This window comes from Delftia sp. DS1230, from assembly GCF_040112715.1.
Classification (GTDB): Bacteria; Pseudomonadota; Gammaproteobacteria; order Burkholderiales; family Burkholderiaceae_C; genus Comamonas; species Comamonas tsuruhatensis.
The window spans coordinates 1,155,214-1,180,554 of the sequence record NZ_CP157763.1; the positions used below are offsets into that span (position 1 = coordinate 1,155,214).

At 65.6% G+C, this 25,341-nt stretch carries 20 protein-coding genes; 13 read left to right on the forward strand and 7 right to left on the reverse strand.

Annotated features, from left to right (window positions below; genetic code table 11):
* Positions 1–56 precede the first annotated feature (56 nt).
* Genes asnB through AAN986_RS05200 form a run of 4 tightly spaced genes read left to right on the forward strand, consistent with a single transcriptional unit; the run spans position 57 to position 5,373 of the window.
* Positions 57–1,940 (forward strand): asparagine synthase (glutamine-hydrolyzing), encoded by a 1,884-nt coding sequence (gene asnB, locus AAN986_RS05185; protein WP_349335597.1) that lies wholly within the window; start codon positions 57–59, stop codon positions 1,938–1,940.
* A gap of 4 nt (positions 1,941–1,944) precedes the next feature.
* Positions 1,945–3,126, forward strand: a complete 1,182-nt coding sequence (locus AAN986_RS05190) for a hypothetical protein (protein WP_156179753.1) — start codon at positions 1,945–1,947, stop codon at positions 3,124–3,126.
* Position 3,127: 1 nt separating this feature from the next.
* Positions 3,128–4,261 (forward strand): glycosyltransferase, encoded by a 1,134-nt coding sequence (locus tag AAN986_RS05195; RefSeq protein WP_047217130.1) that lies wholly within the window; start codon positions 3,128–3,130, stop codon positions 4,259–4,261.
* Positions 4,258–5,373 (forward strand): glycosyltransferase, encoded by a 1,116-nt coding sequence (locus tag AAN986_RS05200; protein ID WP_047217129.1) that lies wholly within the window; start codon positions 4,258–4,260, stop codon positions 5,371–5,373. The genes AAN986_RS05195 and AAN986_RS05200 overlap by 4 nt, the downstream gene beginning before the upstream one ends.
* On the opposite strand, the gene AAN986_RS05205 is transcribed toward AAN986_RS05200, so the two are convergent.
* From AAN986_RS05205 to metK, 3 genes are all read right to left on the reverse strand, one after another.
* Positions 5,370–7,220, reverse strand: coding sequence for a glycosyltransferase (locus AAN986_RS05205; RefSeq protein WP_047217128.1), 1,851 nt, complete (start codon positions 7,218–7,220; stop codon positions 5,370–5,372). The genes AAN986_RS05200 and AAN986_RS05205 overlap by 4 nt on opposite strands.
* 11 nt (positions 7,221–7,231) lie before the next feature.
* The gene (locus tag AAN986_RS05210; RefSeq protein WP_047217127.1) at positions 7,232–9,241 is read right to left on the reverse strand and encodes a tetratricopeptide repeat protein; all 2,010 of its coding nucleotides are present in this window, start codon (positions 9,239–9,241) and stop codon (positions 7,232–7,234) included.
* 235 nt (positions 9,242–9,476) lie between these two features.
* Positions 9,477–10,658: a methionine adenosyltransferase gene (gene metK, locus AAN986_RS05215; protein ID WP_017403953.1), complete on the reverse strand. Its 1,182-nt coding sequence runs from the start codon at positions 10,656–10,658 to the stop codon at positions 9,477–9,479.
* 135 nt (positions 10,659–10,793) lie between these two features.
* Here metK and AAN986_RS05220 point away from each other — a divergent pair, with 135 nt between their 5' ends.
* Both AAN986_RS05220 and AAN986_RS05225 read left to right on the forward strand, forming a co-directional pair.
* Positions 10,794–11,645, forward strand: a complete 852-nt coding sequence (locus AAN986_RS05220) for a lysophospholipid acyltransferase family protein (RefSeq protein ID WP_082138030.1) — start codon at positions 10,794–10,796, stop codon at positions 11,643–11,645.
* The gene (locus AAN986_RS05225; RefSeq protein WP_047217126.1) at positions 11,642–12,508 is read left to right on the forward strand and encodes a lipid A biosynthesis acyltransferase; all 867 of its coding nucleotides are present in this window, start codon (positions 11,642–11,644) and stop codon (positions 12,506–12,508) included. Before AAN986_RS05220 ends, AAN986_RS05225 begins: the two co-directional genes overlap by 4 nt.
* On the opposite strand, the gene AAN986_RS05230 is transcribed toward AAN986_RS05225, so the two are convergent.
* From AAN986_RS05230 to zwf, 3 genes are all read right to left on the reverse strand, one after another.
* Positions 12,502–13,413, reverse strand: a complete 912-nt coding sequence (locus AAN986_RS05230; RefSeq protein WP_047217125.1) for an alpha/beta fold hydrolase — start codon at positions 13,411–13,413, stop codon at positions 12,502–12,504. The genes AAN986_RS05225 and AAN986_RS05230 overlap by 7 nt on opposite strands.
* A gap of 45 nt (positions 13,414–13,458) precedes the next feature.
* Entirely contained in the window at positions 13,459–14,220 is a 762-nt protein-coding gene (gene yihA, locus AAN986_RS05235) for a ribosome biogenesis GTP-binding protein YihA/YsxC (protein ID WP_017403957.1), read from the reverse strand.
* Between the two features lie 218 nt (positions 14,221–14,438).
* Positions 14,439–15,893: a glucose-6-phosphate dehydrogenase gene (gene zwf / locus AAN986_RS05240; RefSeq protein WP_047217124.1), complete on the reverse strand. Its 1,455-nt coding sequence runs from the start codon at positions 15,891–15,893 to the stop codon at positions 14,439–14,441.
* Positions 15,894–16,047: 154 nt separating this feature from the next.
* Here zwf and pgi point away from each other — a divergent pair, with 154 nt between their 5' ends.
* Entirely contained in the window at positions 16,048–17,592 is a 1,545-nt protein-coding gene (pgi, locus tag AAN986_RS05245; RefSeq protein WP_026062014.1) for a glucose-6-phosphate isomerase, read from the forward strand.
* Positions 17,593–17,615: 23 nt separating this feature from the next.
* Here pgi and AAN986_RS05250 read toward each other — a convergent pair whose 3' ends face one another.
* Positions 17,616–18,518, reverse strand: coding sequence for an SMP-30/gluconolactonase/LRE family protein (locus AAN986_RS05250; protein ID WP_206424513.1), 903 nt, complete (start codon positions 18,516–18,518; stop codon positions 17,616–17,618).
* Positions 18,519–18,749: 231 nt separating this feature from the next.
* On the opposite strand from AAN986_RS05250, the gene AAN986_RS05255 reads away from it, so the two are divergent.
* The 6 genes from AAN986_RS05255 to AAN986_RS05280 all read left to right on the forward strand — a co-directional run bounded on the left by AAN986_RS05255 (position 18,750) and on the right by AAN986_RS05280 (position 25,327).
* Entirely contained in the window at positions 18,750–20,060 is a 1,311-nt protein-coding gene (locus tag AAN986_RS05255; protein ID WP_047217122.1) for a sugar ABC transporter substrate-binding protein, read from the forward strand.
* A gap of 35 nt (positions 20,061–20,095) precedes the next feature.
* On the forward strand, positions 20,096–20,953 hold the full coding sequence (locus AAN986_RS05260; RefSeq protein WP_016445524.1) for a sugar ABC transporter permease: 858 nt from the start codon (positions 20,096–20,098) through the stop codon (positions 20,951–20,953).
* A 4-nt stretch (positions 20,954–20,957) separates the two neighbouring features.
* Positions 20,958–21,779, forward strand: a complete 822-nt coding sequence (locus AAN986_RS05265) for a carbohydrate ABC transporter permease (protein ID WP_047217121.1) — start codon at positions 20,958–20,960, stop codon at positions 21,777–21,779.
* A 23-nt stretch (positions 21,780–21,802) separates the two neighbouring features.
* Positions 21,803–22,855 (forward strand): sn-glycerol-3-phosphate ABC transporter ATP-binding protein UgpC, encoded by a 1,053-nt coding sequence (ugpC, locus tag AAN986_RS05270; RefSeq protein ID WP_349335598.1) that lies wholly within the window; start codon positions 21,803–21,805, stop codon positions 22,853–22,855.
* A gap of 62 nt (positions 22,856–22,917) precedes the next feature.
* On the forward strand, positions 22,918–24,357 hold the full coding sequence (gene dalD / locus AAN986_RS05275; RefSeq protein ID WP_047217119.1) for a D-arabinitol 4-dehydrogenase: 1,440 nt from the start codon (positions 22,918–22,920) through the stop codon (positions 24,355–24,357).
* A gap of 1 nt (position 24,358) precedes the next feature.
* On the forward strand, positions 24,359–25,327 hold the full coding sequence (locus AAN986_RS05280; RefSeq protein ID WP_047217118.1) for a carbohydrate kinase: 969 nt from the start codon (positions 24,359–24,361) through the stop codon (positions 25,325–25,327).
* The last annotated feature ends 14 nt before the right edge of the window (positions 25,328–25,341 follow it).

Consider the following 25,341-nt stretch of genomic DNA (forward strand, 5'->3'; position numbering starts at 1 on the left):
CCTGAGAGTGCATGCTTGCGCCACGGCCGCAGTGAACGGAACGAGGTAGGTCTGCGATGTGTGGAATAGCGGGGAGCTTCTCCAGGAGATGCAACCCCACTGTGCAGGTAGCCGCCGCCCTGGATCTGTTGGCGCACCGTGGCCCTAATGATCGTGGTCTCGAGGCTGTGGCGGTAGAGGCCGGGCACGTAGTGCTGGGGCAGACGCGACTAAGCGTCATAGATCTCAGCGAACAGGCCCATCAGCCCATGCGTAGCATGGATGGACGCTTTCTGCTGGCTTTCAATGGCGAAATCTACAACTACCGCGAACTGCGGGCACTACTGCAGTCCGGCGGACGCTGCTTTCGCTCCAACTCCGATACGGAGGTGCTTCTTCAGGCGTGGGAGGTCTGGGGCGAAGCCGCACTGTCACGATTCGTGGGGATGTTCGCCTTCGTGCTCCTGGATCGCGAGACAGGCCTGCTGCACGGTGCGCGCGATGCATTCGGCATCAAGCCGCTGTACTACTGCACGGATGCCGAGGGCTTTGGCTTTGCTTCGGAACTACCGGCCTTGCTGGCGCTTGGTGAGAACGGGAGCCATGACCTGGACTGGCAGGTGGCCTACGATTATCTGACCCATGGCAGTTACGACACAGGTGAGCGCACCTTCTTTCAGGATGTGCGAGCGGTGCCGCCTGGCCACCGCTTCTGCTACGACGTTTCCCGGCGCCGCTTCACGTTGAAGTCCTGGTGGCAGCCGAAGGTCACTCCCGTGCAACGCCTTGGCCTAGATGAGGCCGCGCAGGAGTTCAGGCGGCTGCTGCTCGACAGCGTGCGCCTGCATCTGCGCAGCGATGTGCCCCTGGGTGCCGCGCTCTCCGGCGGCCTCGACTCCTCTGCCATCGTCGGCTGCATCAGACATCTGGAGCCTGATGCCCCGCTGCACACCTTCAGCTTCATTGCTTCGGGCAGCACTGTGTCGGAAGAGCGTTGGGTCGACCTCGTGAATGACCGGGCAGGCGCCGTGGCCCACAAACTGGAGATTGCGCCGCGGGAACTCGCAGCAGACCTCGACGATATGATCGCGGCACAGGGCGAGCCTTTCGGTAGCACCAGCATTTATGCGCAGTATCGCGTGTTCCGGCTTGCGCGCGAGCAAGGCATGGTCGTAACACTGGATGGACAGGGCGCCGATGAGCTTTGCGGAGGTTATGTTGGATATCCGGGGCCGCGTGTGCGCAGCTTGGTGGAGCAAGGGCATTGGGGCCAAGCGGTGGCATTCCTGAGGAATTGGGGGCGGTGGCCTGGGCGAACGCCATTGGATGGACTCAAGGCTGCCGTGGCCGAGTTCACGGGTGATGGCGCCTACCATTTGCTGAGACGGCTCAATGGCACCCAGGCGACGCCTTCCTGGCTCGACGGCCATGTGCTGCACGAAGCCGGGGTGTCCCTGCGCTTTCCTCGGCCACGCTCCGACGTGACGGCACCGGGCCGACGCATGAACGCTGAACTGGCGCGTTCGCTGCACGGCCTGGGCCTGCAGGGGCTGCTGCGCCATGGGGACCGTAACTCCATGCGTTTTTCCGTGGAGAGCCGAGTTCCCTTCCTTACCACGGCGCTGGCTGATTTTTTGCTGACCTTGCCCGAGGAGTACCTTGTTGCACCTGACGGCGAGACCAAGCATCTGCTGCGTCGCGCCATGCGGGGTCTGGTGCCGCAGGAGGTACTGGAGCGGCGCGACAAGGTCGGCTTTGCCACGCCGGAGCAGGCCTGGCTGATGCAGATGGCGCCCCAAGTGCGGGAATGGCTGCGCCAGCCGCTGAACCTGCCTTTCCTGCGCCAGGATGAGATCCTGAAGGCCTTCGACCAAGTGGTGGCCGGCAAGCAGCCCTTCAGCTGGCAGGTATGGCGCTGGATCAACTTCACTCGCTGGCATGCGCGCCAGTTCGGGGGCTGATGCCATGGCGCGCCTGCTGCTGCTGTCCCTGTCGCCCATCGTTTCAGACCCACGCGTCATGCGCCAGATCGAGGCTTTGGGCCAGGAGCACGAGCTTCATGTGCTGGGCTTTGGCCTCCGGCCAGCAGGTGTCCACGCCTTCGAAGCCGTACGCCACGTAGGAGGCGGCGCATGGTCCGCTGCGGCCAATGCTGTCCTGCTGGCGGCGCGCCGTCACCACTTGTATTATTGGCGCCATGCACAGATCCGTGCGCTGATGCATGCTGCACAGAGGCTGCCGGCCAATAGTTTCGACCTGGTACTCGCCAACGACGTGATGGCCTTGCCGGCCGCGCTGGAGCTGGCGCGGGGTGCTCCTGTATGGCTTGATGCCCACGAATATGCGCCACGTGAATTTGAAGACAGGACGGCATGGCGCTTGCTGCTGGGACCTTTCTTCGATGCCGTGTGCCGGAGCGAACTGGGGCGCGTGGCGCGCATGAGCACGGTCTGTGATGGCATCGCGCAAGAGTACGCAACGCGCTACCGGCTGCCGGTAGCGGTCATGCCCAACTGTCCCGAGCCTATGGACTTGCCCGTGCAGCCTGTAGCCGACGGCTCGATACGCATGATCCATCACGGTGCGGCCATCGCCTCGCGCCGCATTGAAGTCATGATTGATCTCATGCGACACCTGGACCAGCGCTTCTCCCTGGATTTGATGCTGGTCGAACAGGACCCGGCCTATATGGCGTCGCTGCGGCGCAGGGCACAGGACCAGCCTCGCATACACTTCGTGGCTCCCGTGGCCATGTCGGAGATCGCGGCTCGCACCAACGACTATGACGTCGGTCTGTTCCTGCTGCCTCCCGTCAATTTCAATTACCTGCATGCCCTGCCGAACAAATTCTTCGAATTCATTCAGGCGCGTTTGGCCATCGCCATCGGCCCATCACCGCAGATGCAAGCCTTGGTCAATGCGCATGGCTGTGGTGTAGTAGCACCCGGTTTCGAGCCCGCTGATCTCGCTGGCGTACTCAATGCGGTCACGCGCGAGCAGGTTCAGGCTATGAAGCAGGCCTCCGATCGGGCCGCGAAGCGCTGGAACGCCGAGGCCACGCGCGCCTGGCTGCGGGCCGAGGTCAACGCGCTGCTCGAGGGCTGGCGGCCGTGCGTGGATGCGGCAAGCACCGGTGAAGGACCCTGAAATGCAGGCTATCCTTTTCGGTACCCAGTCTTTCATCGACGGCGGCACTAAGGTCGGCATCCAGTACCTGGCCCAGGCGCTGGCCGTGGCGGGCTGGCGCGTGGACTATGTGCCCACTCTGTCATCGCCCCTGGACCTTGTCGGCCGTCAGCGCCATGCGCGCCTGCGCCGTGCATGGGGCGGCGGGGGCATGGCCCGGGAGATTTCTCCAGGGTTGACTGAGTGGACCGCCAAGGCACCGTTTCCTGCGCACCACTTGTTTCTGCGATTCGCATGGCAGACCAGTCTCTATGGCAGCCTGCTGCCGGCACGGTTGCGCCGCACCCGCTATGACCTGTGCTTGGCCGATGTCGCGCCCAATATGCTGGCGCAGGGCAGGATCGTTGCGCGCGTGCGTGTCTGCCGGCTCAATGACTGGCCGCAGGGCTTCGCCAGGGATTTGCATCCGGTGGCGCTGAAGGCCCTGGAGGACGGGCTGCGTGGACCGGGCTTCGACGAAGTATGGGCCGTCTCCAAGCCGCTGCAGGAATATGCTCTCGAGCTTAATCCGGGAATGTCAGTTCCGTACATACCTAACGGGGTGGAAGCGCGGCTGTTGGAGCTGGCGTGGCCTAATAAGGCTCGGTTGCCGCGCAGCGCCGTGTATGTGGGCGCCATGACGGCTTGGCTGGATAAGGGCTTGCTGGCTGCAGTGGCGCGGCGCATGCCTGCCTGGCGTTTCGACATCTATGGCCCCGGTGCCATTCCGCGACCCGAGGATCCTCCAAATCTGCGCTGGCACGGCAGCGTTTCGCGCGATGTGCTGGCGCAGCTGCTGCCGCGCTATGAGGTCGGCCTTATCCCCTTCCAGGATACGGACGGGCGCATGCGCTACGTGGAGAGGCCGCTGAAGTTCTATGAATACGTGGCGGCCGGTCTCGGCGTGGCGAGTACCGATTTCGGCGCTCTGCGTGTGGGCATGGGAGAGCTGGCTCGCTACGGCAATGGAGCATCGGGCTTCGCGCAGGCCATAGAGCAGGCACGTGCCGAGGCGCAGGCTCGTCCCCATGGGTATGCTCAGGAGTTCGTGCGCGAGCATGCCTGGGAGAAACGTATCCAAGCCATGCTGGCCCGCTTGGAGGCATTGTTGGCATGACGAAACGGACTGAAGGCGGACATTTCCTTCTCTATGATTTCATGCAGGTCGCGGGTGGCGCGGAGCGCGTCACCCTGATGCTGGCAGAGGCATTGCCTGGCTTCGAAACCCTGGTGAGCCGCTGTTATGCGCAGGCTATGCCGCTGCTAGAAGGGTCACAGGTGCGCGTGCGCGAGCTGCGCGGCGGCTGGTCGGCCTGGTTGCCGCGTATACCTGAAAGCATGTGGTGCTTTCGCTTTCGATCGCAGTGCCTGCGCGATGCACAACAGGTGGTCTACAGCGGCTTTTATGCTCCTTTCGCGGTTCACCAGCAGCGCGGCGGGCTGCGCCTGTACTACTGCCATACGATTCCTCGCTTTGCCTACGATCTCTACGAAAGCACACTGGCTCAGTTTCCTGCGCCCCTGCGCCCGCTATACAGGCTATTCGTCTGGTGGTTCCGCAGGCGCTACGAGAAGGCCATAGGCCGCATGGACCGCATTCTTGTGAACTCCGAGAATGTGCGCCAGCGTTTGCGGCGCTACACAGGACTGGATGCCACAGTTGTCTATCCGCCTGTAGCCACAGAAAGTTTCAGGCCATTGGATGACGCAGGCTATTACCTGTCCACCGCGCGGCTGGTGCCCAACAAGCGCGTCGACATCATCGTGCGTGCTTTTTTGCGTATGCCGCAGCGGCGGTTGGTAGTGTTATCGGGTGGCGCAGAGCTTGGGCGCCTGAAGGCGCTGGCGGCAGGTGCTGCGAATATTGAATTCACGGGTTGGCAAACCGATGAGCAGCTACGCCTTTGGATGGGGCGGGCCCGGGCGGTAGTCTACTTGCCGGTGGACGAAGACTTCGGTATGTCGCCGGTGGAGGCCATGGCTGCTGGCAAACCAGTCATCGGTGTGGCGCAGGGGGGACTGCTAGAAACCGTGGTCCAAGGCCAGACGGGCATTCTGGTCGCCGACCCCCCCACCCCGGAGTCCGTAATGGCTGCAGTGGATGACTTGGAGTATATGCACGGGCCTGAGGTGTCCCGGGTCTGCATGGACCGGGCTCGGCAGTTCACACAAACCCGATTCGTGGAGAGCATGCGTGCGGCGCTGGATCTACCCAGCGTGCCGGTTTAGTCGCCGGATCTGGCGCGCAAGTGAGCCACCCCAAGCAGAGTAGATACAGCCACATAGCGCAGCGCATGGGCCCAGGATTGGAACATCTTGGAGCGGTCTGGCTTGGCGGTGTGAAGAGGCAGGGCTATCTCGGCAATTCGCAATTGTGCACGGCGCATGAGCAAGAGCGTACCGATATCCTGGTAGTCGAGCAGCGTTGCATCGGCTGAGGCTGCGACGCGCATGGCGCTGCGGTTGTAGACGCGAAAGCCTGAAACAAAGTCGCGCAACGCAAAGCCGGTGACCCAACGAAACCATTGCCAGGCCATGCGCCGCACCCGGCTGTGGCGGGCTTCGAAGTAGCCCACCACCACGTCGGCAGCCCCTCTGGCAGAGAGCAGCGTCGGTATTTCCTCGGCTTCGTAGCGCCCATCGGCATCGATGGTGATCACCGTCTCAAAGCCTTGGGCCAATGCATGGCGTATGCCGGTTTGCAAGCTGCCCCAGGTGGTCATGGCTAGCAGGGGGCGCATGACCTGCGCACCACTTTGTTCGGCAAGGTGACAGGTGGCATCCGTGCTGCGGTTGTCGACCACGACAACAGTGGCATCCACCAGCGAGTGCACTCGGTGCACGAGCTCGGTGATGCTCGCTTCGTGGTTGCGCGTGGAAATCACCACCATGAGATGGCGTACTGTTTCCTCGACTGTGCGCTCAGGCAGTAGACCGGGCGCCATCGAGCGGTAGTGCCGGGCCATGGCGCGTTCGCAGGCCCCAATGCCGAAATAGCGTTGCAAGGCCTTGGGGCCACTGCGGCTGAGTCGTTCGCGCAGCGCACCGTCATGCTGCAGTCGTGCGATGGCGCTGCGCCAAGCGTCGATGTCTTCAAAAGGCACGTGCAGCCCACAGCGGGCCTGTGCAACTACCCAGGGCATACCTGAACCGGGAAGATCGGTCACGATGCAGGGACGTTGGTGCAGCATGGCCTCCAGCAGCACAATGCCAAACGCCTCAGTGCGCTCACGCGAAGCTAGACAGAAGATGTCGCACCCTGCAAACAAGGCATGTTTTTCCTCGTCCGACACCGCGCCCACCAGTCGCACACTGGCCTGTCTGCCCTCAGGAGTGCATTGGCGTATCAGCTCTTGCAGGGATGCTCGCAGCTCGCCTTCTCCCGCAATCAGCAACTCCACGCCAGGCATGGCCGAGGCGGCTCGGATCAAGGTTTCGAAGCCTTTGTAGTAGGTCAATCGGCCGATGGACAACAGGCGCAGCCGGGTGTCGGGGCGCCAGCCTTGGCCGTGCTGCAGCGATGCTGGTGCAGGAATGGTTTCGAGGTTCAGGCCCAGCGGAACGATCTCGCATTTGCTGCGCCAGGTGCGCAGGGCATTGCTGGCCTCAAGATATGGCGGCGACGTTGCGAATACCTGTTGTGCACGTTCCAGCAAGGCCTGCTCGAACGGCCGGTACAGCATGTAGGCCAATGCCACGGACCACTTGATGTTGGACACCACCACATCGGAGTGCCAGTGGATGACCCAGGGCACGCGCCGCGCGATGGGCAGGGTCAGTGCCCAAAGCGCCGAGTTGTTGGGCAGATGCAGGTGCAGTACGTCGGGCTGAATGCGTTCGATGGCGCGGCCCAGTGCGCGCCGGAATCCCATGGCCATGGGGGCATAGACCAGATTGAATTGAACGGGTACGCGTTCCAGCCAGGCGGGATCATCCGGCTCCGGATCACCATGGACCAGGGCATGGGCATCGACACCCTGGCGTCGTTGCTCATGTATCAGGTCGGCCAGAAAGACTTCCATACCGCCCCGGTAGGGAGGGAAGAATTTACCGACGTGAAGTATGCGCAGGGCCATTGCAGAGGGCCTTACTTCGCTGGCTGGGGTTTGGCCGCCGACTGTTGGCTCAACTGGTTACGGATTTGCCTATATTGCGGATTTTGAGGCTCCCGTCGAATGGCTTGGTCCAGGTATTTCAGGGCTTCAGTCAGATTTCCTTGGCCGTGATAGGCCATGGCAAGACCGTACAGCGCAGGTGCGCTGGGGTCGCGGGCTACCAGCGGCGTGAGTAATTCCTTGGCTTGGGCACTTTCGCCCTTGCCAATCAAGGCCAGACCCATCCCGACAATCAATCGAGGTGCGCTAGGCGAGGTTTTCAGCAGACTTTGAAAGTCATCAAGGGCTACCTGATATTGCTGAGCCCCGATGGCTGTTTCCGCACGCTTGAGGCGAAGGGTTTGTTCCATCTGCTTGGCGCTGGCAGTATCTTCCGCAGGCGCTGAGAGGGCTTTGGTGTATTCCTGGAGTGCTTCGCGAGGTTGGCCCAGGGCCAAAAGCGCCTCGGCTTTTTGGTAATGCAGAGCTTGGCCGTTGAAGCCCTTTGATTGTGCTGCCCAGAAGGCATTCAGGGCTTCGGAGAATTTCTTCTGCTGAGAAAGCACAGCACCCATGTTGAACAGTGCGTTGCCTCCCAGGTCGCCAAGGGCATTGGCCGTGGCGAAATCCTGCAGTGCCTGGTCGAGCATGCCCTTGTCGGCGTGTGCCGTTCCGACATTGAGGAAGGCACGACCGCGTCCCACGGCATTGGCCGGGGCCTTTTTATCGATTTTTTCGGCGGCATCGGCCCAGGAGGTGCCCGCGTCCTGAAGAGAGAGCACACGCTCGAAGGCCAATGCCCCAAACACAATGCCGATGACAATGCCGACGATGTAGAGGGTGCGTGGCTTGACCCCCGTCAGCGCAATGGCCACCAATCCCGGGATGGCCACAGCCCACAGGTAGCTGCGATACAGCACGAAGGGGTCCTGCAGCCAGACTGTGGCGAATTCGGTCGCATACCAGAGCAGGGGAAACAGGAGGCAGAGCGCGACCAGGCCGATGACACCGGGGCGCTTGAGCAAGGCCCAGATGGAGCAGGCCAGCAGGGCCAGGTAGCCCAGCGCGCCGGCCAGATGCCAGATCGATCCGAAGCCGAGAGGGAATGCCGGTCGCAGATCGATGGACATCCAGCCCACATAGGGAACGATCCACAGGAAACCATAGGCAAAGAAAAGGGCTGCCTCGTTAAGGATGCTCAGGGGATAGATCCGAGAGGTGATCCCGGGCTGAAGGGCTTCCAATTGCCTTGCATAGCCTTGGGATTGCTCGTCGAAAATCTGGCCCACCAGACTGCCGAAGAAATGAAAGACTGCTGCCGAGGCAACGGCCAGCAGCAGCAAGGCCATTCCCACAATGACCATGGCAGCCTTCAGGCCGGGGCGCTGCACAAAGATATAGAGCGGCACCACCATGGCGACCGTCAGAAAGGCATGCTCCTTGGACAGGATGGCGAGCACATAGCAGATCAATGCCGCGATATGCCAGAGGACTCGCCCGCCCTGAAGCCCGCGCACAAAGGCCCAGCATGCCATAACGGCAAAGAGGGTTGCCATGACGATGGATCGCTGCACCAGGTATCCAACGGCGTAGACCGCGACAGGGTTGAGCGCGAAAAGGACCAAGCCCAGTTGCAGGGCTGCATCGCGCGACGCGTGGAAGTGGGGTTGCTCCTCGATGTCGTGCGGAAAGCGCGTCTGTGTCAGCAGTGCCTTGAACAATGCATAGAGAGCCGCCACGGTCGCGAGATGCAAGGCGATATTGAAGACGCGCTGCTTCCACCAGCCGTCTCCGAAAATCTGTTCGATCCAGACGAAGCTGCCATACGACAGCGTGCGCTGCTTGAAGTCCAACAGGCTGCCATAGTTGCCGAAAATCGTTCCATCCGTCAGACGCATATCGTCGAACAGCAGCCCGTTGTTCAGGCCGGGCAGATACACCCCCAATATGGCCAGCAAAAGAAGGGCACTGAACCAGTAAATCGCTTTGGAGGGGGCAGCCATTGCTTCTTGACTTGTCTCGGATGTGGCGGAACTTGAAATGGTGGGCCGGGAAATGGCCGCTCTTGGGAAGAGCGCAGGCAGTTTACCAGCCGAGCAACCCGCTACCGCAGCCTGCTGCGCCGGTTTGACGTGAGTGTTGTGAGAAGGACCGAGATGAAAAAAGCCCCATGCTGCGTCAGGCGCGGCATGGGGCCGGGAGGCCATCAGATGGGCGTGAACGCCCCTGGCATTTTGCTTACAGGCCAGCCGCAGCACGCAGCGCCGCTGCCTTGTCCGTCCGCTCCCAGGTGAACTCGGGCTCTTCACGGCCGAAGTGGCCATAGGCAGCGGTCTTGCTGTAGATCGGGCGCAGCAGGTCCAGCATCTGGATGATGCCCTTGGGACGCAGGTCGAAGTGGGCGGCCACCAGCTTGGCGATCTCGGCGTCGGGGATGACGCCCGTGCCTTCGGTGTAGACCGTGATGTTCATCGGGCGTGCCACGCCGATGGCGTAGGCCACCTGGATCTGGCACTGGCGCGCCAGGCCGGCGGCCACGATGTTCTTGGCCACGTAGCGCGCGGCGTAGGCGGCGCTGCGGTCCACCTTGGTTGGGTCTTTGCCGCTGAAGGCGCCGCCGCCATGGGGGCAGGCACCGCCGTAGGTGTCGACGATGATCTTGCGGCCGGTCAGGCCGCAGTCACCCTGGGGGCCGCCCACGACGAAGCGGCCCGTGGGGTTGATCAGGTACTTGGTGTCCTGCAGCCACTCGGAGGGCAGCACGGGCTTGATGATTTCCTCGATGATGGCTTCGGTGAAGCTGGACTTCATCCTGGTGGCCGATTCCGACTGGTCGGGGCTGTGCTGGGTGGACAGCACCACGGTGTCGATGCTGTGGGGCTTGCCGTCCACGTAGCGCATGGTCACCTGGCTCTTGGCGTCAGGACGCAGGAAGGGCAGGCGGCCGTCCTTGCGCAGCTGGGCCTGGCGCTCGACGAGGCGGTGCGCGTAGTAGATGGGCGCGGGCATCAGCTCGGGTGTCTCGTCGCAGGCGTAGCCGAACATCAGGCCCTGGTCGCCGGCGCCGGTGTTGAGCTCGTCATCGCTGGCCTTGTCCACGCCCTGGGCGATGTCCTGGCTCTGCTTGTCGTAGGCCACGAGCACGGCGCAGCCCTTGTAATCGATGCCGTAGTCGGTGTTGTCGTAGCCGATGCGCTTGATGGTGTCGCGTGCGACCTGGATGTAGTCGACGTTGGCGCCCGTGGTGATCTCACCTGCCAAAACCACCAGGCCCGTGTTGGTCAGTGTCTCGGCCGCCACGCGGCTGTACGGGTCTTGGGCGAAAATGGCGTCCAGGATCGCGTCAGAGATCTGGTCGGCCACCTTGTCCGGATGGCCTTCAGAGACGGATTCCGAGGTGAAAAGAAAATCGTTCGCCATGTGAATAAACTCCTTGGTTGCAGCTTTTTTTGATGGGCGTTGCCCAAGCTGCAGGAGCCCTGGCGAACGCTTTAGCAGACTTGTTTTACGTCGCTCTGCAAGTTGCTCAGTTAACTCAGCGACCCGCACATTTTAATGCCTTCCTTGTTCCGACTGTTTGCTGCACTGCCTTTGTGGCTATTGCACCCCCTTGGCGCGCTCATCGGCTGGGTGGCTTTCGTGGCCTCCGGCACGTACCGGCGCCGCTTTCTGGCCAATGCCCGCCAGGCCGGCTACGGCTTCGGCGCCGTGGCGCCGGCCGTGGGGCACGCGGGGCGCATGGTGGCGGAGCTGCCGCGCATGTGGATGGGCAGGCAGCCGAGCTGCCAGATGCACAACGAGGAATGCGTGCGCCGGGCCTACGCTGCCGGGCGCGGAATCATCTTTCTGACGCCCCACCTGGGCTGCTTCGAGCTGTCGGTGCAGCATGCGGCACGGCAATGGTCGGCCGAGCATGGCGAGATCACCATTCTCTACCGCCCCGCGCGCCAGCCCTGGCTGGCCCGCGTCATGGAGACGGCGCGCAACCGCCCCGGCGTGCAGGCCGTGCCGACCACGCTGGCTGGCGTGCGCCAGATGATCAAGGCGTTGCGCAAGGGCATGGCCGTGGGGCTGCTGCCCGACCAGGTTCCGCCCGAGGGGCAGGGCGTCTGGTCGCCGTTCTTCGGCCGTGATGCCTATACGATGACGCTGGCGGCGCGCCTGGCGTTGCAGACGGGGGCCGCGGTGATCGTGGCCCGTTGTGAGCGCTTGTCCTGGGGGCGGGGCTATGCGCTGTATCTTGAGGAGTTGCCCGTGCCCTTGTCCGAGAATCTGGAAGCTGCGGTGCAGCAGATCAACGAGGCGATGGAACACACCATCCGCCAATGCCCGCAGCAGTACCTATGGGGCTATGCGCGCTACAAGCAGCCGCGCCGTGAAGCAGTTGCCGGCGAGGTGGGTGCATGAGCGGGCGCATCGGCGTGTGGCTGATGCGGTCGCTGGCGTGGATGCCGCTGCCGTGGCTGCGGGGGCTGGGTGCGTTTCTGGGGCGTGTGCTGTTCGTGCTGGCCGCGCCGCGCCGCAAGGTGGCGCTGCGCAATCTGGCGATGTGCTTTCCCGAGCTGACCGAGGCGCAGCGCGTGGATCTGGCGCGCCGCAACTTCATCGTCTTTTGCCAGACCTGGCTGGACCGCAGTTGGCTGTGGGCGGCGCCGCGCGAGGTGGTGGCCGAGCGCGTGAAGCTGCAGGGTGCCGTGCATGAGCTCGATGGCGACACCCCGACCATCCTGTTCGCGCCGCATTTCTACAGCATGGACGCGGGCGGGCTGGCCTTGCCGCTGCACACCACCCGGCCCTTCACCTCGATCTTCTCCACCCATCCGGACCCGGCGGTCGATGAGTGGTTCATGTCGGGGCGCCAGCGCTTTGGCGACGTGCGCATGCTCAACCGCGCCGACGGGGTCAAGCCCATCATCTCCAGCCTGCGCAAGGGCGGTTTGCTGTACCTTTTGCCCGACATGGACTTCGGTCGCAACGACTCGGTCTTCGTGCCTTTCTTCGGCGTGAACGCGGCCACCATTCCCTCGCTGTCGCGCTTCGCGCGCCTGGGCCGGGCCAAGGTGCTGGGCATGTACACGCGCATGACGCCCACGGGCTATGTGGCCGAGATCACGCCGGCCTGGACGGATTTCCCCACCGACGATGTCGAGGCCGATACGGCCCGCATGAACCGTGAGCTGGAGGCGGCCATCCGCACCATGCCCGACCAGTACTACTGGGTGCACAGGCGCTTCAAGACCCGGCCCGAGGGCGAGCCCTCGGTCTACTGAACGGGGCGGGACAGGAACTGCTCCAGCGCTTGCCGCACCGCATCGGGCTGCTCGTGCACGACCCAGTGCGAGGTGCCGGCCAGGTGCTGCACCGTCAGGCGCGGCACCCACGGCTCCAGACCTTCGACCAGGGCAGGCTGCAGCGCCGGGTCGCTGTCGCCCCAGAGCACATGCGTGGGCACGCCGATGTCCAGCATCTCGGGCGGCAGCCTCAGGTTGCGCAGTGCGTCGGCTGAGTCCGGATCTTCGGGCCGGGGTGGCACCAGGGGACTGGCGCCGTAGTAGTGGCAGGAGCCTTGCACGCCCAGGTCCCAGTGCTCGCGGTAGCGCTGCTGCAACTGCGGCGTGAGCCATCCGGGCAACTCGCCCTGCGGCGTGCGGAAAAAGCCCAGCATGCGCTGCCAGTCGTTCTCGGCCAGCAGGGCGGGCGCATCAGGTCGGCGCAGAAAATGCATGTACTGGCTTGCGGCCTGCTGCACGGGGTTGTGCAGCAGTTCGCGCAGAAAGGCGCCCGGATGCGGGGCGTTGAGGATCATCAGCCGCTGCATCAGCCCGGGATGGCGGTTGGCCAGACCCCAGGCCAGGGCACCGCCCCAGTCGTGGGCGATCACGCAGGCTGCGGGTGCGCCAGGGCTTTCGATGGCGATCAGCGCCGCCAGATCCTGCAGCAGGTGCTTGGCCTTGTACTGCTCCACACCGGCCGGCTGGCTGGAACGGCCAAAGCCCCGCAGATCGGGGGCGACGCAACGCCATTGCGTGCCGAACTGCTCCAGCATGCCTTCCCAGATGAAGCTGCCTTCAGGAAAGCCGTGCAGGAACAGCAGCAGTGGCTGGCCGGGTTCGCCGCTGACGCGGCAGTGCAGATGGATGCCGTGAGGCAGCTCGCGAATGCAGGTGTTCACCATGTTGCGCTCCTTGCGGGGCGCTGGCTACACGAGCGCCTCCAGGCGCTAATCTTGGGGGCTGTCGGTCGCGGCGGGCGTCGCAGTTGCGACGTTCGCGACGTCGGCGGGCCCGTCCGTGGCCGCCGGCGGATTCAGGCCTTCGGGATGACTCCAGTGCCACAGCAGCTGGGCCACCTCGTCCACGCCCTGCTTCTTGAGCGCGGAGAACATGCGCACTTCGCCACCACCGGCGTTGAGCCGCGTGATGGACAGCACCTTGGCCTGCTCGGCGCGCGTGAGCTTGTCGGCCTTGGTCAGCAGCACGAGGAATTTCAGGCCTTCCTGCACGCGCGGGCGCATGGCGTCGAGCAGGGCTTCGTCCAGCTCCGTCAGGCCCAGGCGCGGATCGCACAGCAGCACGATGGCCGACAGGCTCTCGCGGCTGACCAGATAGTTCAGCATCACGCGCTGCCAGCGCTGCTTGTCCGTGCGCGAGACGGCGGCATAGCCGTAGCCGGGCAGGTCGGCCAGCACGGCGTCGGTCACGCCCTGCTTGCCCAGGGAAAACAGGTTGATGTGCTGTGTGCGGCCAGGCTTCTTGGAGGCGAAGGCCAGCTGCTTTTGCTGCGTCAGCGTGTTGATGCAGGTGGACTTGCCGGCGTTGGAGCGGCCCACGAACGCGATCTCGGGCACATCGACCTTGGGAAGATGGTGCAACTGCGCAGCCGTCGTCAAAAAGCGCGCCGTGTGCATCCAGCCCATGGCCAGCTTGGGATCGATCAGGGAGGAAGTGGGGGCGGCATCGCCAGCCGGCGCAGCAGGATTCATGGTGTGGTCAGTCTCTCGGGGCCTCATTGTAGGTTCCCCCATGGAACCGGCGCGCCCAGCGGGCTATAGGCAACGGTGCTGACAAAGCGTGGCGCACGAAACTGTCGCACTCCAAAGTCGGAGACAGCGAGCAAGGGCCGCCCCGCCGCTAAGCTGTCGTCCCCCTCCCCCGCGAAGCGGGCAGAGAGGGGGAAGGCGCGCAGCGCCTCAGGGGGAGCCTAAACCTCTTCGCTCCAGCAAAAGCCATCCCTCGCAATCATGGCGCTGGCTGCGCTGGGCCCCCAGCTGCCCGCCGCATAGCCGCGCGGCCCCGAGGTGTCGCTGCGCCAGTGCTGAAGGATGGGTTCCACCCAGCGCCAGGCCTGCTCCTGCTCGTCGCTGCGCACAAAGAGGTTCAGCCTGCCGGCGATCACGTCCAGCAGCAGGCGCTCGTAGGCGCCCACGCGCTTGGCACCGAAGCGCTGGTCGAAGTCCAGGTTCAGGTGCACGGGGGCCAGCGAAGGCTCGGCCTGCTGCTGGGTGGCGCCCTGTGCCAGCAGGTGCAGCTCCAGCCCGTCCTTGGGCTGCAGATTGATCACCAGGCGATTGGCTTCGGAAAGGGGCGAGCGGAAGATCGGGTGGGGCACGGGCCGGAAGTTCACGACGATGCGCGCGTCCCTTCCTGCCAGCCGCTTGCCGGTGCGGATGTAGAAGGGCACGCCGGCCCAGCGCCAGTTGCAGATCTCGGTGCGCAGGGCGACGAAGGTCTCGGTCTGGCTGCCCGCCGCCACGCCTTTTTCCTGCTGGTAGGCCGGCACGGGCTGGCCCTGGCTGGCGCCGGCCAGGTACTGGCCGCGCACCACGTGCTGGCTCAGGGTTTCCGGCGTCCAGGGCCTGAGCGACTGCAGCACCTTGAGCTTTTCGTCGCGGATGGCATGGGCCGATGCGTTGATCGGCGGCTCCATGCCGATGGCGCACAGCAGCTGCAGCGCATGGTTTTGCACCATGTCGCGCAGCGCGCCGGTCTGGTCGTAGAACGCGCCCCGGCTTTCCACGCCCAGTTCCTCGGCGATGGTGATCTGGATGTTGGCAATGGTCTCGCGCCGCCACAGCGGCTCGAACAGCGCATTGCCAAAGCGCAGCGCCAGAAGGTTCTGCACAGAGGGCTTGCCCAGGTAGTGGTCTATGCGGAACACCTGCTCTTCGCGCAGCACCTTGCGCAGCGTGGCATTGATGGCCTGGTTGGAGGCCAGGTCGTGGCCCAGCGGCTTTTCCAGCACCACGCGGGTGCGCGGGCCGTTCAGGCCCACGGCGGCGATCTGCTCGCAGACCGTGGTGAACAGGCTGGGGGCGGTGGCCACGTACATCACCACCGTTTCTGCGTCGCGCGCGGCCAGCGCCTGTGCCAGCTTCCCGTAGTCGGCGGGCTGCGACAGGTCCATGCGCAGGTAGTGCAGCAGGTCTGCGAAGCGGGCGAATTCCTCGGGGTTGGGGCGCTTGGACAGCTCGACGCCGTCAAAGCGCGACTGGATGAGGGCGCGGTATTGGTCGTCGCTCAGGTCATCGCGGGCCACGCACAGGATGCGGCCGCCCTCGGGCAGGGTGCCGTGGCGAAACGCCTGGAACAGCGCCGGCATGAGCTTGCGCCATGCCAGATCGCCCGTGCCGCCAAACAAGACCAGATCGAAACCCATGTTGCCTCCCGAGGTGAATATTTTGGTAACTGAGTTACCAATTTTTGAGGAAATCGAATAAATTATAGAGGTGCCACGTCATTTGATTGAAGCTTCAGATGATGATTGTTGTAATTTTATTACTTCTCTGCAAGCAGCCCTGTCGGTGAACCCCATGCTTATCCGTTGCGATCACGCCCTCGCCTGGCCTCTTTTGCAAAACCACGCCCGGGCCGTGATGCCCGAGTTCGACCTGCGCGGTGCCTTCGCCTCTGACCCCGCCCGGTTCGCGCGCTTCAGCCAGGAGGCTCCGCACTGCTTTGCGGACCTGTCCAAGAATCTGTGGGACGCGCAGGCCGAAGACCTGCTGCTGCAGCTGGCCCGCGATTGCGAGGTGGAGCGCCAGCGCGACGCCATGTTCGCGGGCGAGGCCGTCAACTCCACCGAGGGGCGTGCGGCGCTGCACACGCTGCTGCGCCATCCGCCCGGCAATGCGCCGCCGGGCCTGGCCTGGGCGCTGGCCCAGGTGCACGAGACGCTGGATGCCATGCTGGCCTATGCCGAGCGCGTGCGTGCGGATGCGGATATCACCGACGTGGTGTGCATGGGCATAGGCGGATCGGGTCTGGGGCCGCAGATGGCGGTCCAGGCGCTGCAAGGCCTGGGCGATGCGCGCCGGCGCATGCACTTCGTCTCGAACGTGGATGGCCACGCGCTGCAGGCCGTGCTCGTGGGCCTGCAGCCGCGCAGCACGCTGTTCATCGTGGCCTCCAAGGTGTTCAACACGCAGGAGACGCTGACCAATGCGCGCAGCGCACTCGACTGGTTCCACGCAAACGGCGGCAGCGAGGTGTCCCGCCATTTCGTCGCGCTGACCACCCATGCCGCTGCGGCGGCGCAGATGGGCATCACCACCACCTTCGGCTTCTGGGACTGGGTGGGCGGGCGCTATTCGCTGTGGTCGTCCATCGGACTGCCGGTGGCCGTTGCCGTAGGCGCTGCCGCGTTTCGCGCCATGCTGGCCGGTGCGCACGCCATGGACATGCATTTCCGCACGTCGCCGCTGCAGGCCAATCTGCCCGTGCGCCTGGGCCTGCTCGACGTCTGGTACCGCAATCTGCTGGGCTTTGGCAGCCGCTGCATCGCGCCCTACCACGCAGGCCTGCGGCGCCTGCCGGCCTATCTGCAGCAACTGGAGATGGAGAGCAACGGCAAGCGCGTGGACCGGCAGGGCCGGCCGCTGGCGCTGGGCTCGGCGCCCGTGCTCTGGGGTGAGCCCGGCACGGATGGGCAGCATGCCTTCTTCCAGATGCTGCACCAGGGCAGCGACATCGTGCCGCTGGAGATCATTGCGGTGAAGCAGGCTTCGCACACCTTGCCAGGCCACCAGGAACAGTTGCTGGCCAACGCGCTGGCCCAGGCCCAGGCCCTGATGCAGGGGCGTGCCAGCGAGGACGGGCACCGCCATTTCCCCGGCAACCGTCCCAGCAGCTTCCTGCTGCTGGACGCGCTCACGCCTGCGGCGCTGGGCGCGCTGGTTGCGCTGCAGGAGCACCGCGTGTTCGTGGCCGGCGCGCTGTGGGGCATCAACAGCTTCGACCAATGGGGGGTGGAGCTGGGCAAGCTGCTGGCGCGTGACCTTCAGCTGCGCCTGGGCAATGGCGACATGGCGGGGCTGGACGCCTCCACCGCCGGCCTGCTGCAGCGGCTGCGGGCCTGATGGCCTGAGGGCCTGGCCCCGCTCTACGCCTCCCGGAAGCAGTTGACCGGCAGCCCTGGCACCTCGACGCGGCAATGCATCAACGCCCCGGCAGGCACGGCGGCCCGGCGTTCTTCCTCGGGGCGGCCGTGCGCGGCGGAGGTGATGTAGAGCGTGCGCAGGTCTTCTCCGCCCAGGCAGACCATGGTGGGGCAGCGCACGGGCGTCTCGATGCGCTGCACGACTTCGCCCTGCGGGTCCAGCCGCAGCACGCAGCCGCCTTCGTACATGGCCACCCAGTAGTGGCCCCGGGTGTCGACGCAGGCACCATCGGGCCGGCCGCCGTACAGGCGCCCTTGCGTGCGGGGCGCGAAGGCCTTCCACAGTGCGCGGGCGCCCAGCGTGCCGGTGTCCAGGTCGAAGGCAAAGCGGTCTATGCGGTGTGCGGGCGTGTCGGCCCAGTACAGCCATGCGTCGTCGGGGCTGAAGGCCAGCCCGTTGGCCGTGGTGCAGTCGCCTGCCATGCGCTGGACCGCGTAGCCGCCGTTGTCCACCGCGCGCAGGCACCACAGTGCCGCCTCGGGCGCGGTTTTGGGTGCGAACAGGGAGCCCGCCCAGAAGCGGCCGGCTCGGTCGCAGCGGCCGTCGTTGAGGCGGAACTGGCGTGGATCGTGGTCCAGGCCGGCCAGCATGGTGATGTGGCCGGTGGCCGGCTCCAGCAGGCCGAAGCCGTCTCGCAGGCCGATGACGATGCGGCCCTGGTCCGTGGGCGCGCAGCAGCCGGGCTCGCTGGGCGTGGCCCAGCTTTGCTGCTGGCCGCTGGCCGGGTCCCAGGCATGGATGCGCAGGCCCTGGATATCGCACCAGTAGAGCCGGCGATCAGCGGGGTGCCAGAAGGGCGATTCGCCCAGGGCGCTGGGAGGAACCTGGGCGATCTGCATGGCCATGGTCTGCTCGCTGGAAGTCATGGCCAGCATTCTAGGAGCGGCTCCCGCCAGACCGCTGCTCGCAGATAGTGTGTTGCGCAGATCAGGGATATCTCTAGTCAGGCATGTGCATAGAAGTATCGGCGGCCGGGCTGCCCGTACCAATGCACCCGCAGGCCTGTCCCCACAATCGGTCACCAGCGGCAGGGATGGACCGCGAAGACCACAGCATTCATTGCGAAGGAGACAGACATGCACAGCTTGCTCAGGGTGGGCGCGGCGCTGGCCGTGGCCGCATCGGTCGCCGGCGCACAGGCCGACACCGAACTCGTGATTGCGACCGTGAACAACGGCCACATGATCGAGATGCAGAAACTCTCTGCCCGCTTCGAGCAGGCCCACCCCGGCATCACGCTCAAATGGGTCACGCTGGAAGAGGGCATGCTGCGCCAGCGCGTGACCACCGACATCGCCACCAAGGGCGGCCAGTTCGACGTGATGACGGTGGGCCTGTACGAGGTGCCGATCTGGTCGAGGAATGGCTGGCTGCTGCCGATTGCCACCGATGCCGCCTATGACGCAGACGACTTGCTGCCTTCCATCCGCAAGGGCCTGTCGCACGAGGGCAGGCTCCACGCCCTGCCGTTCTATGGCGAGGCATCGATGCTCATGTACCGCCGTGATCTGGCCGAAAAGGCGGGTTTCACCATGCCCGCGCAGCCGAGCTGGGAGCAGGTGCGGGAATTTGCCGCCAAGGCCCATGATCCCAAGGCTGGCGTCTACGGCATCTGCCTGCGCGGCAAGCCGGGCTGGGGTGACAACATGGCCCTGGTCACCACCATGGTCAACACCCACGGTGGCCAGTGGTTCGACATGCAATGGAAGCCGCAGCTGGACACACCGGCCTGGAAGAAGGCGGTGGGTTTCTATGTGGAGCTGCTGAAGGCCTACGGGCCGCCCGGCGCATCGGCCAACAGCTTCAACGAGAACCTGGCGCTGTTCAACGAGGGCAAGTGCGCGGCCTGGGTCGATGCCAGCATTGCGGCCTCGTTCGTGGGCGATCCACGGCAGTCCAAGGTGGCCGGCAAGGTGGCGTATGCGGCCGCTCCCGTGGCCTCCACGCCCAAGGGGGCGTCGTGGCTGTGGACCTGGAACCTGGCCATCCCCGCCAGCTCCAGGAAGGTGGATGCGGCCCAGGCCTTCATCAAATGGGCCACTTCCAAGGAGTATGTGCAGCTGGTGGCGCGCGAGCATGGCTGGCGCGCCGTTCCCACGGGCACGCGGCAGTCCACCTATGCGAGCGCCGAGTTCCAGAAGGTCGCGGACTTTGCCGGCGCCGAGAAAAGCGCCATCGACAGCGTGAGCCTGAGCGATGCGACCGAGCCGCGCTCACCCTACATCGGCGTGCAGTACGTGGCCATCCCCGAGTTCCAGGCCATAGGCATTGCCGTGGGGCAGCAAGTCAGTGCGGCGCTGTCGGGCAAGGCCACGGTGGAGCAGGCGCTCAAGACCTCGCAGACCCTGGCGGACCGCGAGATGAGGAAAAGCGGCTACTACAAGTGATGGCTGCCTCGATGCTTCGACCAAGCCCCGCGCCCATGACGCGCCTGCTGCCCCGCGCGCTCATGGCTCCCGCCGTGGCCGTGCTGCTGTGCTGGATGCTGGTGCCGCTGCTGATGACGGTGTATTTCTCGTTCGTCGACTACAACCTCATGCAGCCGGGCGGCCACCCCTTCGTGGGCCTGCGCAACTACGAGTTCTTCGTCACCGACCCGGACTTCATGCCCGCCGTGCGCCAGACCCTGGTGTTCCTGGCCAGCGTGGTGTCGATCACCGTGGTGCTGGGCGTGCTGCTGGCGCTGCTGGTCAACGAGCCATTTCCGGGCCGCGGCATGGTGCGCGTGCTGCTGATCTCGCCCTTCTTCGTGATGCCCGCCGTCAACGCGCTGCTGTGGAAGCACATGATGATGAATCCCATCTACGGCGTGCTGGCCAGCCTGTGCAGGGCGCTGGGCCTGGAGCCTGTGGACTGGCTGACCGAGGTGCCGCTGCTGTCCGTGGTCATCATGGTGTCCTGGCAGTGGCTGCCTTTTGCCTGCCTGATCTTCATCACCTCGCTGCAGTCGCTGGACCGCGAGCAGATGGAGGCGGCGCGCATGGACGGCGCCAATGCCCTGCAACGTTTCCACCACCTCACGCTGCCCCATCTGGCCCGACCGATGGCGGTGGTGGTGATGATCGAGATGATCTTCCTGCTGGGCGTGTTTGCGGAGATCGCCATCACCACGGCGGGCGGCCCGGGCAACGAGAGCACCAACCTCACCTATCTCATCTACAAGCAGTCGCTGATGCATTTCGATGTGGGCGTGGCCTCTGCGGGGGCATTGTTCGCCGTGGTGCTGGCCAACATCGTTGCCGTCTTCCTGATCCGCATCGTCGGCAAGAGCCTGGACTGAGCGCATGACGGCCCCTTCACTTTCCACCGCCTTGCGTGCCGCCGCGGCCTGGGCGCTGGCGCTGCTGCTGTTCTTTCCGCTGGGCTGGCTGTTCCTGACCGCGTTCAAGACCGAGCTGCAGGCCATTGCCGTGCCGCCGCTGTTCGTGTTCGAGCCCACGCTGGCCAACTTCGGCGAGGTGCAGCAGCGCAGCAACTACCTGCTGCACGCACGCAACTCCTTGGTCACCAGCCTGGGGTCCACCCTGGCGGGCCTGGCCATCGCCGTGCCCGCCGCCTACTCGATGGCCTTCTTTCGCACGCGGCGCACACGCGATGTGCTGATGTGGATGCTGTCCACCAAGATGATGCCCGCCGTGGGCGCATTGCTGCCCATCTACGTGCTGGCCCAGGGCGCCGGCCTGCTGGACACGCTCACGGTGCTGACCGTGGTCTTCACGCTGTCCAACCTGCCCATCATGGTGTGGATGCTCTACAGCGCGTTCAAGGACATCCCGCACGAGATCCTCGAAGCCGCGCGCATGGATGGCGCCTGCCTGTGGGCCGAGTTCCGCCATGTGGTGCTGCCGCTGGCGCTGGGCGGCATTGCCTCCACGGGCCTGCTGTGTCTGGTGCTGAGCTGGAACGAGGCCTTCTGGTCGCTCAACCTCAGCAGCGCGCGCGCCGGCACGCTGGCCACGCTGATCGCCTCCTACTCCAGCCCCGAGGGGCTGTTCTGGGCCCGTCTTTCGGCCGCCTCGCTTTTGGCCATCGCGCCCATCGTGGTGTTCGGCTGGTTCAGCCAGAAGCAACTGGTGCAGGGCATGACCTTCGGCGCCGTCAAGTAGCCGCTCTTCAAACCAAGAAAACCATGGCCTATCTGCAACTGCAAGACATGCGCAAGAGTTTTGGCGAGGCGCACATCATCCGTGGCGTGGACCTCGCCATCGAGCGCGGCGAGTTCATCGTCTTCGTCGGCCCCTCGGGCTGCGGAAAATCCACGCTGCTGCGCCTGATCGCGGGGCTGGAGTCCGTCAGCGCGGGCCATCTGCTGCTCGATGGGTGCGACATCACGCACGCGCCCTCGGGCCGGCGCGATCTGGCCATGGTGTTCCAGAGCTATGCGCTGTACCCGCACATGAGCGTGTACGACAACATGTCCTTTGCGCTGCGCCTGGCGGGCGTGCCGCGCAAGGAGATATTGCGCAAGGTCGGCCGGGCGGCAGAAACGCTCAATCTCACGGCCTGCCTGGAGCGCCGCCCGGGCGAGCTGTCGGGCGGGCAGCGCCAGCGCGTGGCCATCGGACGCGCCATCGTGCGCGAGCCCAAGGTCTTCCTGTTCGACGAGCCGCTGTCCAATCTGGATGCGGCGCTGCGCGGCAACACGCGCGTGGAAATCCTCAAGCTGCACCGTGCATTGGGCGCCACCACCATCTATGTGACGCACGACCAGGTGGAGGCCATGACCCTGGCCGACCGCGTGGTGGTGATGCGCGACGGCGCCATCGAGCAGGTGGGCTCTCCTCTGGAGCTCTATGACCGCCCGGCCAACCGCTTTGTCGCGCAGTTCATCGGCATGCCGCCGATGAACCTGCTGGCGGCCCATGCCGTGCCGGGCCTGTCGGCCAGCACGCAGGGGCGCTTGCCGCGGGACGGCACGCTGGGCATACGCCCCGAGGCGCTGCGCCTGTCCCGGGCAGATGCAGGTCCCAGTGATGGGGCTGGCGTCCAGGGGCGCGTGGACCTGATCGAAGCCTTGGGTGCCGACACGCTGGTCCATGTGGATGTGGCCGGCGTGCCGCTGGTGGCACGCCAGACCGAGCGCATGCCGCTGGCCGTGGGCGATGGGGTGAGGGTGTCCCTCGACCCGGGCTGCATGCTCCATCTGTTCGACCGCGATGGCCGTGCGCTGGCGGCCTGCTGAGCCTGGCGGCCGAGCCCTGCCTTCTTCTTTCCGTCTCTTCCCATCCCTTTGTCCGGGACACCATGAACGCGACTGCCCCCTCCCTTTCCCGCCCCACGGTGCTGCACCTGGGGCTGGGCTCTTTCCATCGCGCGCACCAGGCTGCCTACCAGCAGCGATTGATGGATGCGGGCGACACGCAGTGGGCGCTGGTGGGCGCCAACCTGCGCCCTGACATGGCGCAGACGCTGGACGCCCTGGTGCGACAAGGCGGTGCCTACACGCTGGAGACGATTGCGCCCAACGGCACGGTGCACTACCAGTGGATGGATGCCTTGAGCGAGGTGATTCCGTACGCGCCCGGGCTGGCCGCCGTCGTGCAGCGGGGCGCCTGGCCGGCCACCCGCATCATCTCCTTCACGGTCACCGAGGCCGGTTACTGCCTGGATGGTCAGGGAGCGCTCGACGCCGCGCATCCCGATCTGGCGCAGGACCTGGAGCGCGCACGCCGGGGCGAGGCGGGGACCACCATCTATGGCGTGCTCTGCGCCATCCTGCAGGCGCGCCGCGCCACCGATGCCGGCCCCGTCACGCTGCTGAGCTGCGACAACCTGCGCCACAACGGCGACCGCCTGCGCGCCGGCCTGCTGGCCTTCATGCGCCAGGCACAGCTGCATGGGCTGGCCGACTGGGCACAGCGGCATACCAGCTGCCCCAACGCCATGGTCGATCGCATCACTCCCCGCCCGCCACCGGAGCTGCGCGCGCGCGTGCTGGCCGCCACCGGCCGCGACGACGAGGCCGCGGTGATGGCCGAGCGCTTCACGCAATGGGTGATCGAGGACCGCTTCATTGCCGGGCGCCCCGCCTGGCAGACCGTGGGCGTGGAGCTGGTGCCCTCGGTGGCGCCTTACGAAGAGGCCAAGATCCGCATCCTCAACGCCAGCCACAGCTGCATCGCCTGGGCCGGGACGCTGGCGGGCCTGGAGCATATCCACGAAGGCTGCGCCGTGCCCGCGATACGCCAGATGGCCTGGGACTACGTGACCCGGGATGTGATCGCCTGCCTTTGCGCACCGGGCCGGCCCAGGCCGCTGGACCTGCCGGCCTACCGTGACACGGTGCTGGAGCGCTTTGGCAATGCCGCCCTGCGCGACACCAACCAGCGCGTGGCGGCCGATGGGTTTGCCAAGATCCCCGGCTTCATCGCGCCTACGCTGCGCGAGCGGCTGGCGGACAACGCCACCATCGATGCCGCGGCCATGCTGCCAGCGCTGTTCCTGGCCTTCCTGCAGCGCTGGCACCGGGGCAAACTGCCCTATGCGTACCAGGACCAGGCCATGGACCCGGCGGTGGCGCATGCCATCTGCGCGGCGCCCGATCCCGTGGCCTCGCTGTGCGCCGAGCCGCTGCTGTGGGGCGAGGTGGCAGGCCATCCGCAGTTGGTGGAGTCGGTGCGCCGGGCCTCGGAGCGGGTACGGGCATTTGTGGACAGAACCGAAACATGCACAAGGCGGAGCTGACATGCGCATAGCCATCGTGGGCGAGGCCCTGATCGATTTCACCGCCACGGGTGGCCTGGCCTTCCAGGGCCATGAGGGCGGGGCGCCCGCCAATGGCGCCATCGCGGCGGCGCGGCTGGGGCAGGCCACGGGCCTTGTCTCGCAGCTCTCGGAGGACCTCTTTGGCGAGCGCCTGTTCGCGCACCTGCAGCGCAACGGCGTGGACATGCGCCTGGTGCAGCGCTGCAGCGCGCCCAGCACGCTGGCCTTTGTGGAGCGCGGCGAACACACCAACCGCTATGCCTTCTACATGCAGGGCACGGCCGACACGCTGTGGGCGCCTGCCGAGCTGCCGAAGTTGCCGGACGAATGCCGCATCCTGCAGTTCGGCTCCATCGCGCTGCTGCATGCGCCGGCGGGGCCGCGCATCCTGGATCTGGTGGCCGCGCAGCGCGGTCGGCGCCTCATCGTCTTCGACCCCAATGTGCGCCCCACGCTGATCCGCGATGCGCAGGCCTTCCGGCGCGACTGCCTGGCCTGGCTGGCCCTGGCCGACCTGGTCAAGCTCAGCGACGAGGATGCGGCCTTCATCGCGCCCGGTCAGCCGGTGCTGGAGGCTGCCGGGAGCTGGCTGTCGCGTGGGCCCAGGGCCGTGGTGCTCACGCAGGGGGCCGAGGGCGCCACCTTGCTGCGCGCAGACCGCGCTCCGCTGTCGGTGCGCCCGCCTGCAGTGCCGCTGGCGGACACCATCGGCGCGGGCGACACCTTTGGCGCGGCACTGTCCGTGGCGTTGCTCGAGCGCGGCGTGGAGCAGGCGCAGCAGTTGAAGTCCCTGCCAGATGCCGCGTGGCGCGAGGTGCTGCGCTTTGCGGCCACGGCTGCCGCGCTCAATTGCACGCGCGCCGGCGCCCAGCCGCCCTGGCGTGCGGAGCTGGATGCCGCGCTTGCGGGCCTGCATGCTGCGCAGGCGCAGCAGCACCACAGGGCGTAGCGGCCGCCGGTGTT

What these genes read in the sequence shown, in the direction of transcription:
- AAN986_RS05260 (WP_016445524.1), top strand. Translation starts at nt 20,096, where the DNA reads ATGACGCGCCTGCTGCCCCGCGCGCTCATGGCTCCCGCCGTGGCCGTG.
- pgi (WP_026062014.1), top strand. Translation starts at nt 16,048, where the DNA reads ATGCTTATCCGTTGCGATCACGCCCTCGCCTGGCCTCTTTTGCAAAAC.
- asnB (WP_349335597.1), top strand. Translation starts at nt 57, where the DNA reads ATGTGTGGAATAGCGGGGAGCTTCTCCAGGAGATGCAACCCCACTGTG.
- AAN986_RS05230 (WP_047217125.1), bottom strand. Translation starts at nt 13,413, where the DNA reads ATGGTGAACACCTGCATTCGCGAGCTGCCTCACGGCATCCATCTGCAC.
- AAN986_RS05205 (WP_047217128.1), bottom strand. Translation starts at nt 7,220, where the DNA reads ATGGCCCTGCGCATACTTCACGTCGGTAAATTCTTCCCTCCCTACCGG.
- dalD (WP_047217119.1), top strand. Translation starts at nt 22,918, where the DNA reads ATGAACGCGACTGCCCCCTCCCTTTCCCGCCCCACGGTGCTGCACCTG.
- AAN986_RS05225 (WP_047217126.1), top strand. Translation starts at nt 11,642, where the DNA reads ATGAGCGGGCGCATCGGCGTGTGGCTGATGCGGTCGCTGGCGTGGATG.
- AAN986_RS05190 (WP_156179753.1), top strand. Translation starts at nt 1,945, where the DNA reads ATGGCGCGCCTGCTGCTGCTGTCCCTGTCGCCCATCGTTTCAGACCCA.
- zwf (WP_047217124.1), bottom strand. Translation starts at nt 15,893, where the DNA reads ATGGGTTTCGATCTGGTCTTGTTTGGCGGCACGGGCGATCTGGCATGG.
- AAN986_RS05255 (WP_047217122.1), top strand. Translation starts at nt 18,750, where the DNA reads ATGCACAGCTTGCTCAGGGTGGGCGCGGCGCTGGCCGTGGCCGCATCG.
- AAN986_RS05250 (WP_206424513.1), bottom strand. Translation starts at nt 18,518, where the DNA reads ATGGCCATGCAGATCGCCCAGGTTCCTCCCAGCGCCCTGGGCGAATCG.
- AAN986_RS05280 (WP_047217118.1), top strand. Translation starts at nt 24,359, where the DNA reads ATGCGCATAGCCATCGTGGGCGAGGCCCTGATCGATTTCACCGCCACG.
- AAN986_RS05265 (WP_047217121.1), top strand. Translation starts at nt 20,958, where the DNA reads ATGACGGCCCCTTCACTTTCCACCGCCTTGCGTGCCGCCGCGGCCTGG.
- metK (WP_017403953.1), bottom strand. Translation starts at nt 10,658, where the DNA reads ATGGCGAACGATTTTCTTTTCACCTCGGAATCCGTCTCTGAAGGCCAT.
- ugpC (WP_349335598.1), top strand. Translation starts at nt 21,803, where the DNA reads ATGGCCTATCTGCAACTGCAAGACATGCGCAAGAGTTTTGGCGAGGCG.
- AAN986_RS05200 (WP_047217129.1), top strand. Translation starts at nt 4,258, where the DNA reads ATGACGAAACGGACTGAAGGCGGACATTTCCTTCTCTATGATTTCATG.
- yihA (WP_017403957.1), bottom strand. Translation starts at nt 14,220, where the DNA reads ATGAATCCTGCTGCGCCGGCTGGCGATGCCGCCCCCACTTCCTCCCTG.
- AAN986_RS05220 (WP_082138030.1), top strand. Translation starts at nt 10,794, where the DNA reads ATGCCTTCCTTGTTCCGACTGTTTGCTGCACTGCCTTTGTGGCTATTG.
- AAN986_RS05195 (WP_047217130.1), top strand. Translation starts at nt 3,128, where the DNA reads ATGCAGGCTATCCTTTTCGGTACCCAGTCTTTCATCGACGGCGGCACT.
- AAN986_RS05210 (WP_047217127.1), bottom strand. Translation starts at nt 9,241, where the DNA reads ATGGCTGCCCCCTCCAAAGCGATTTACTGGTTCAGTGCCCTTCTTTTG.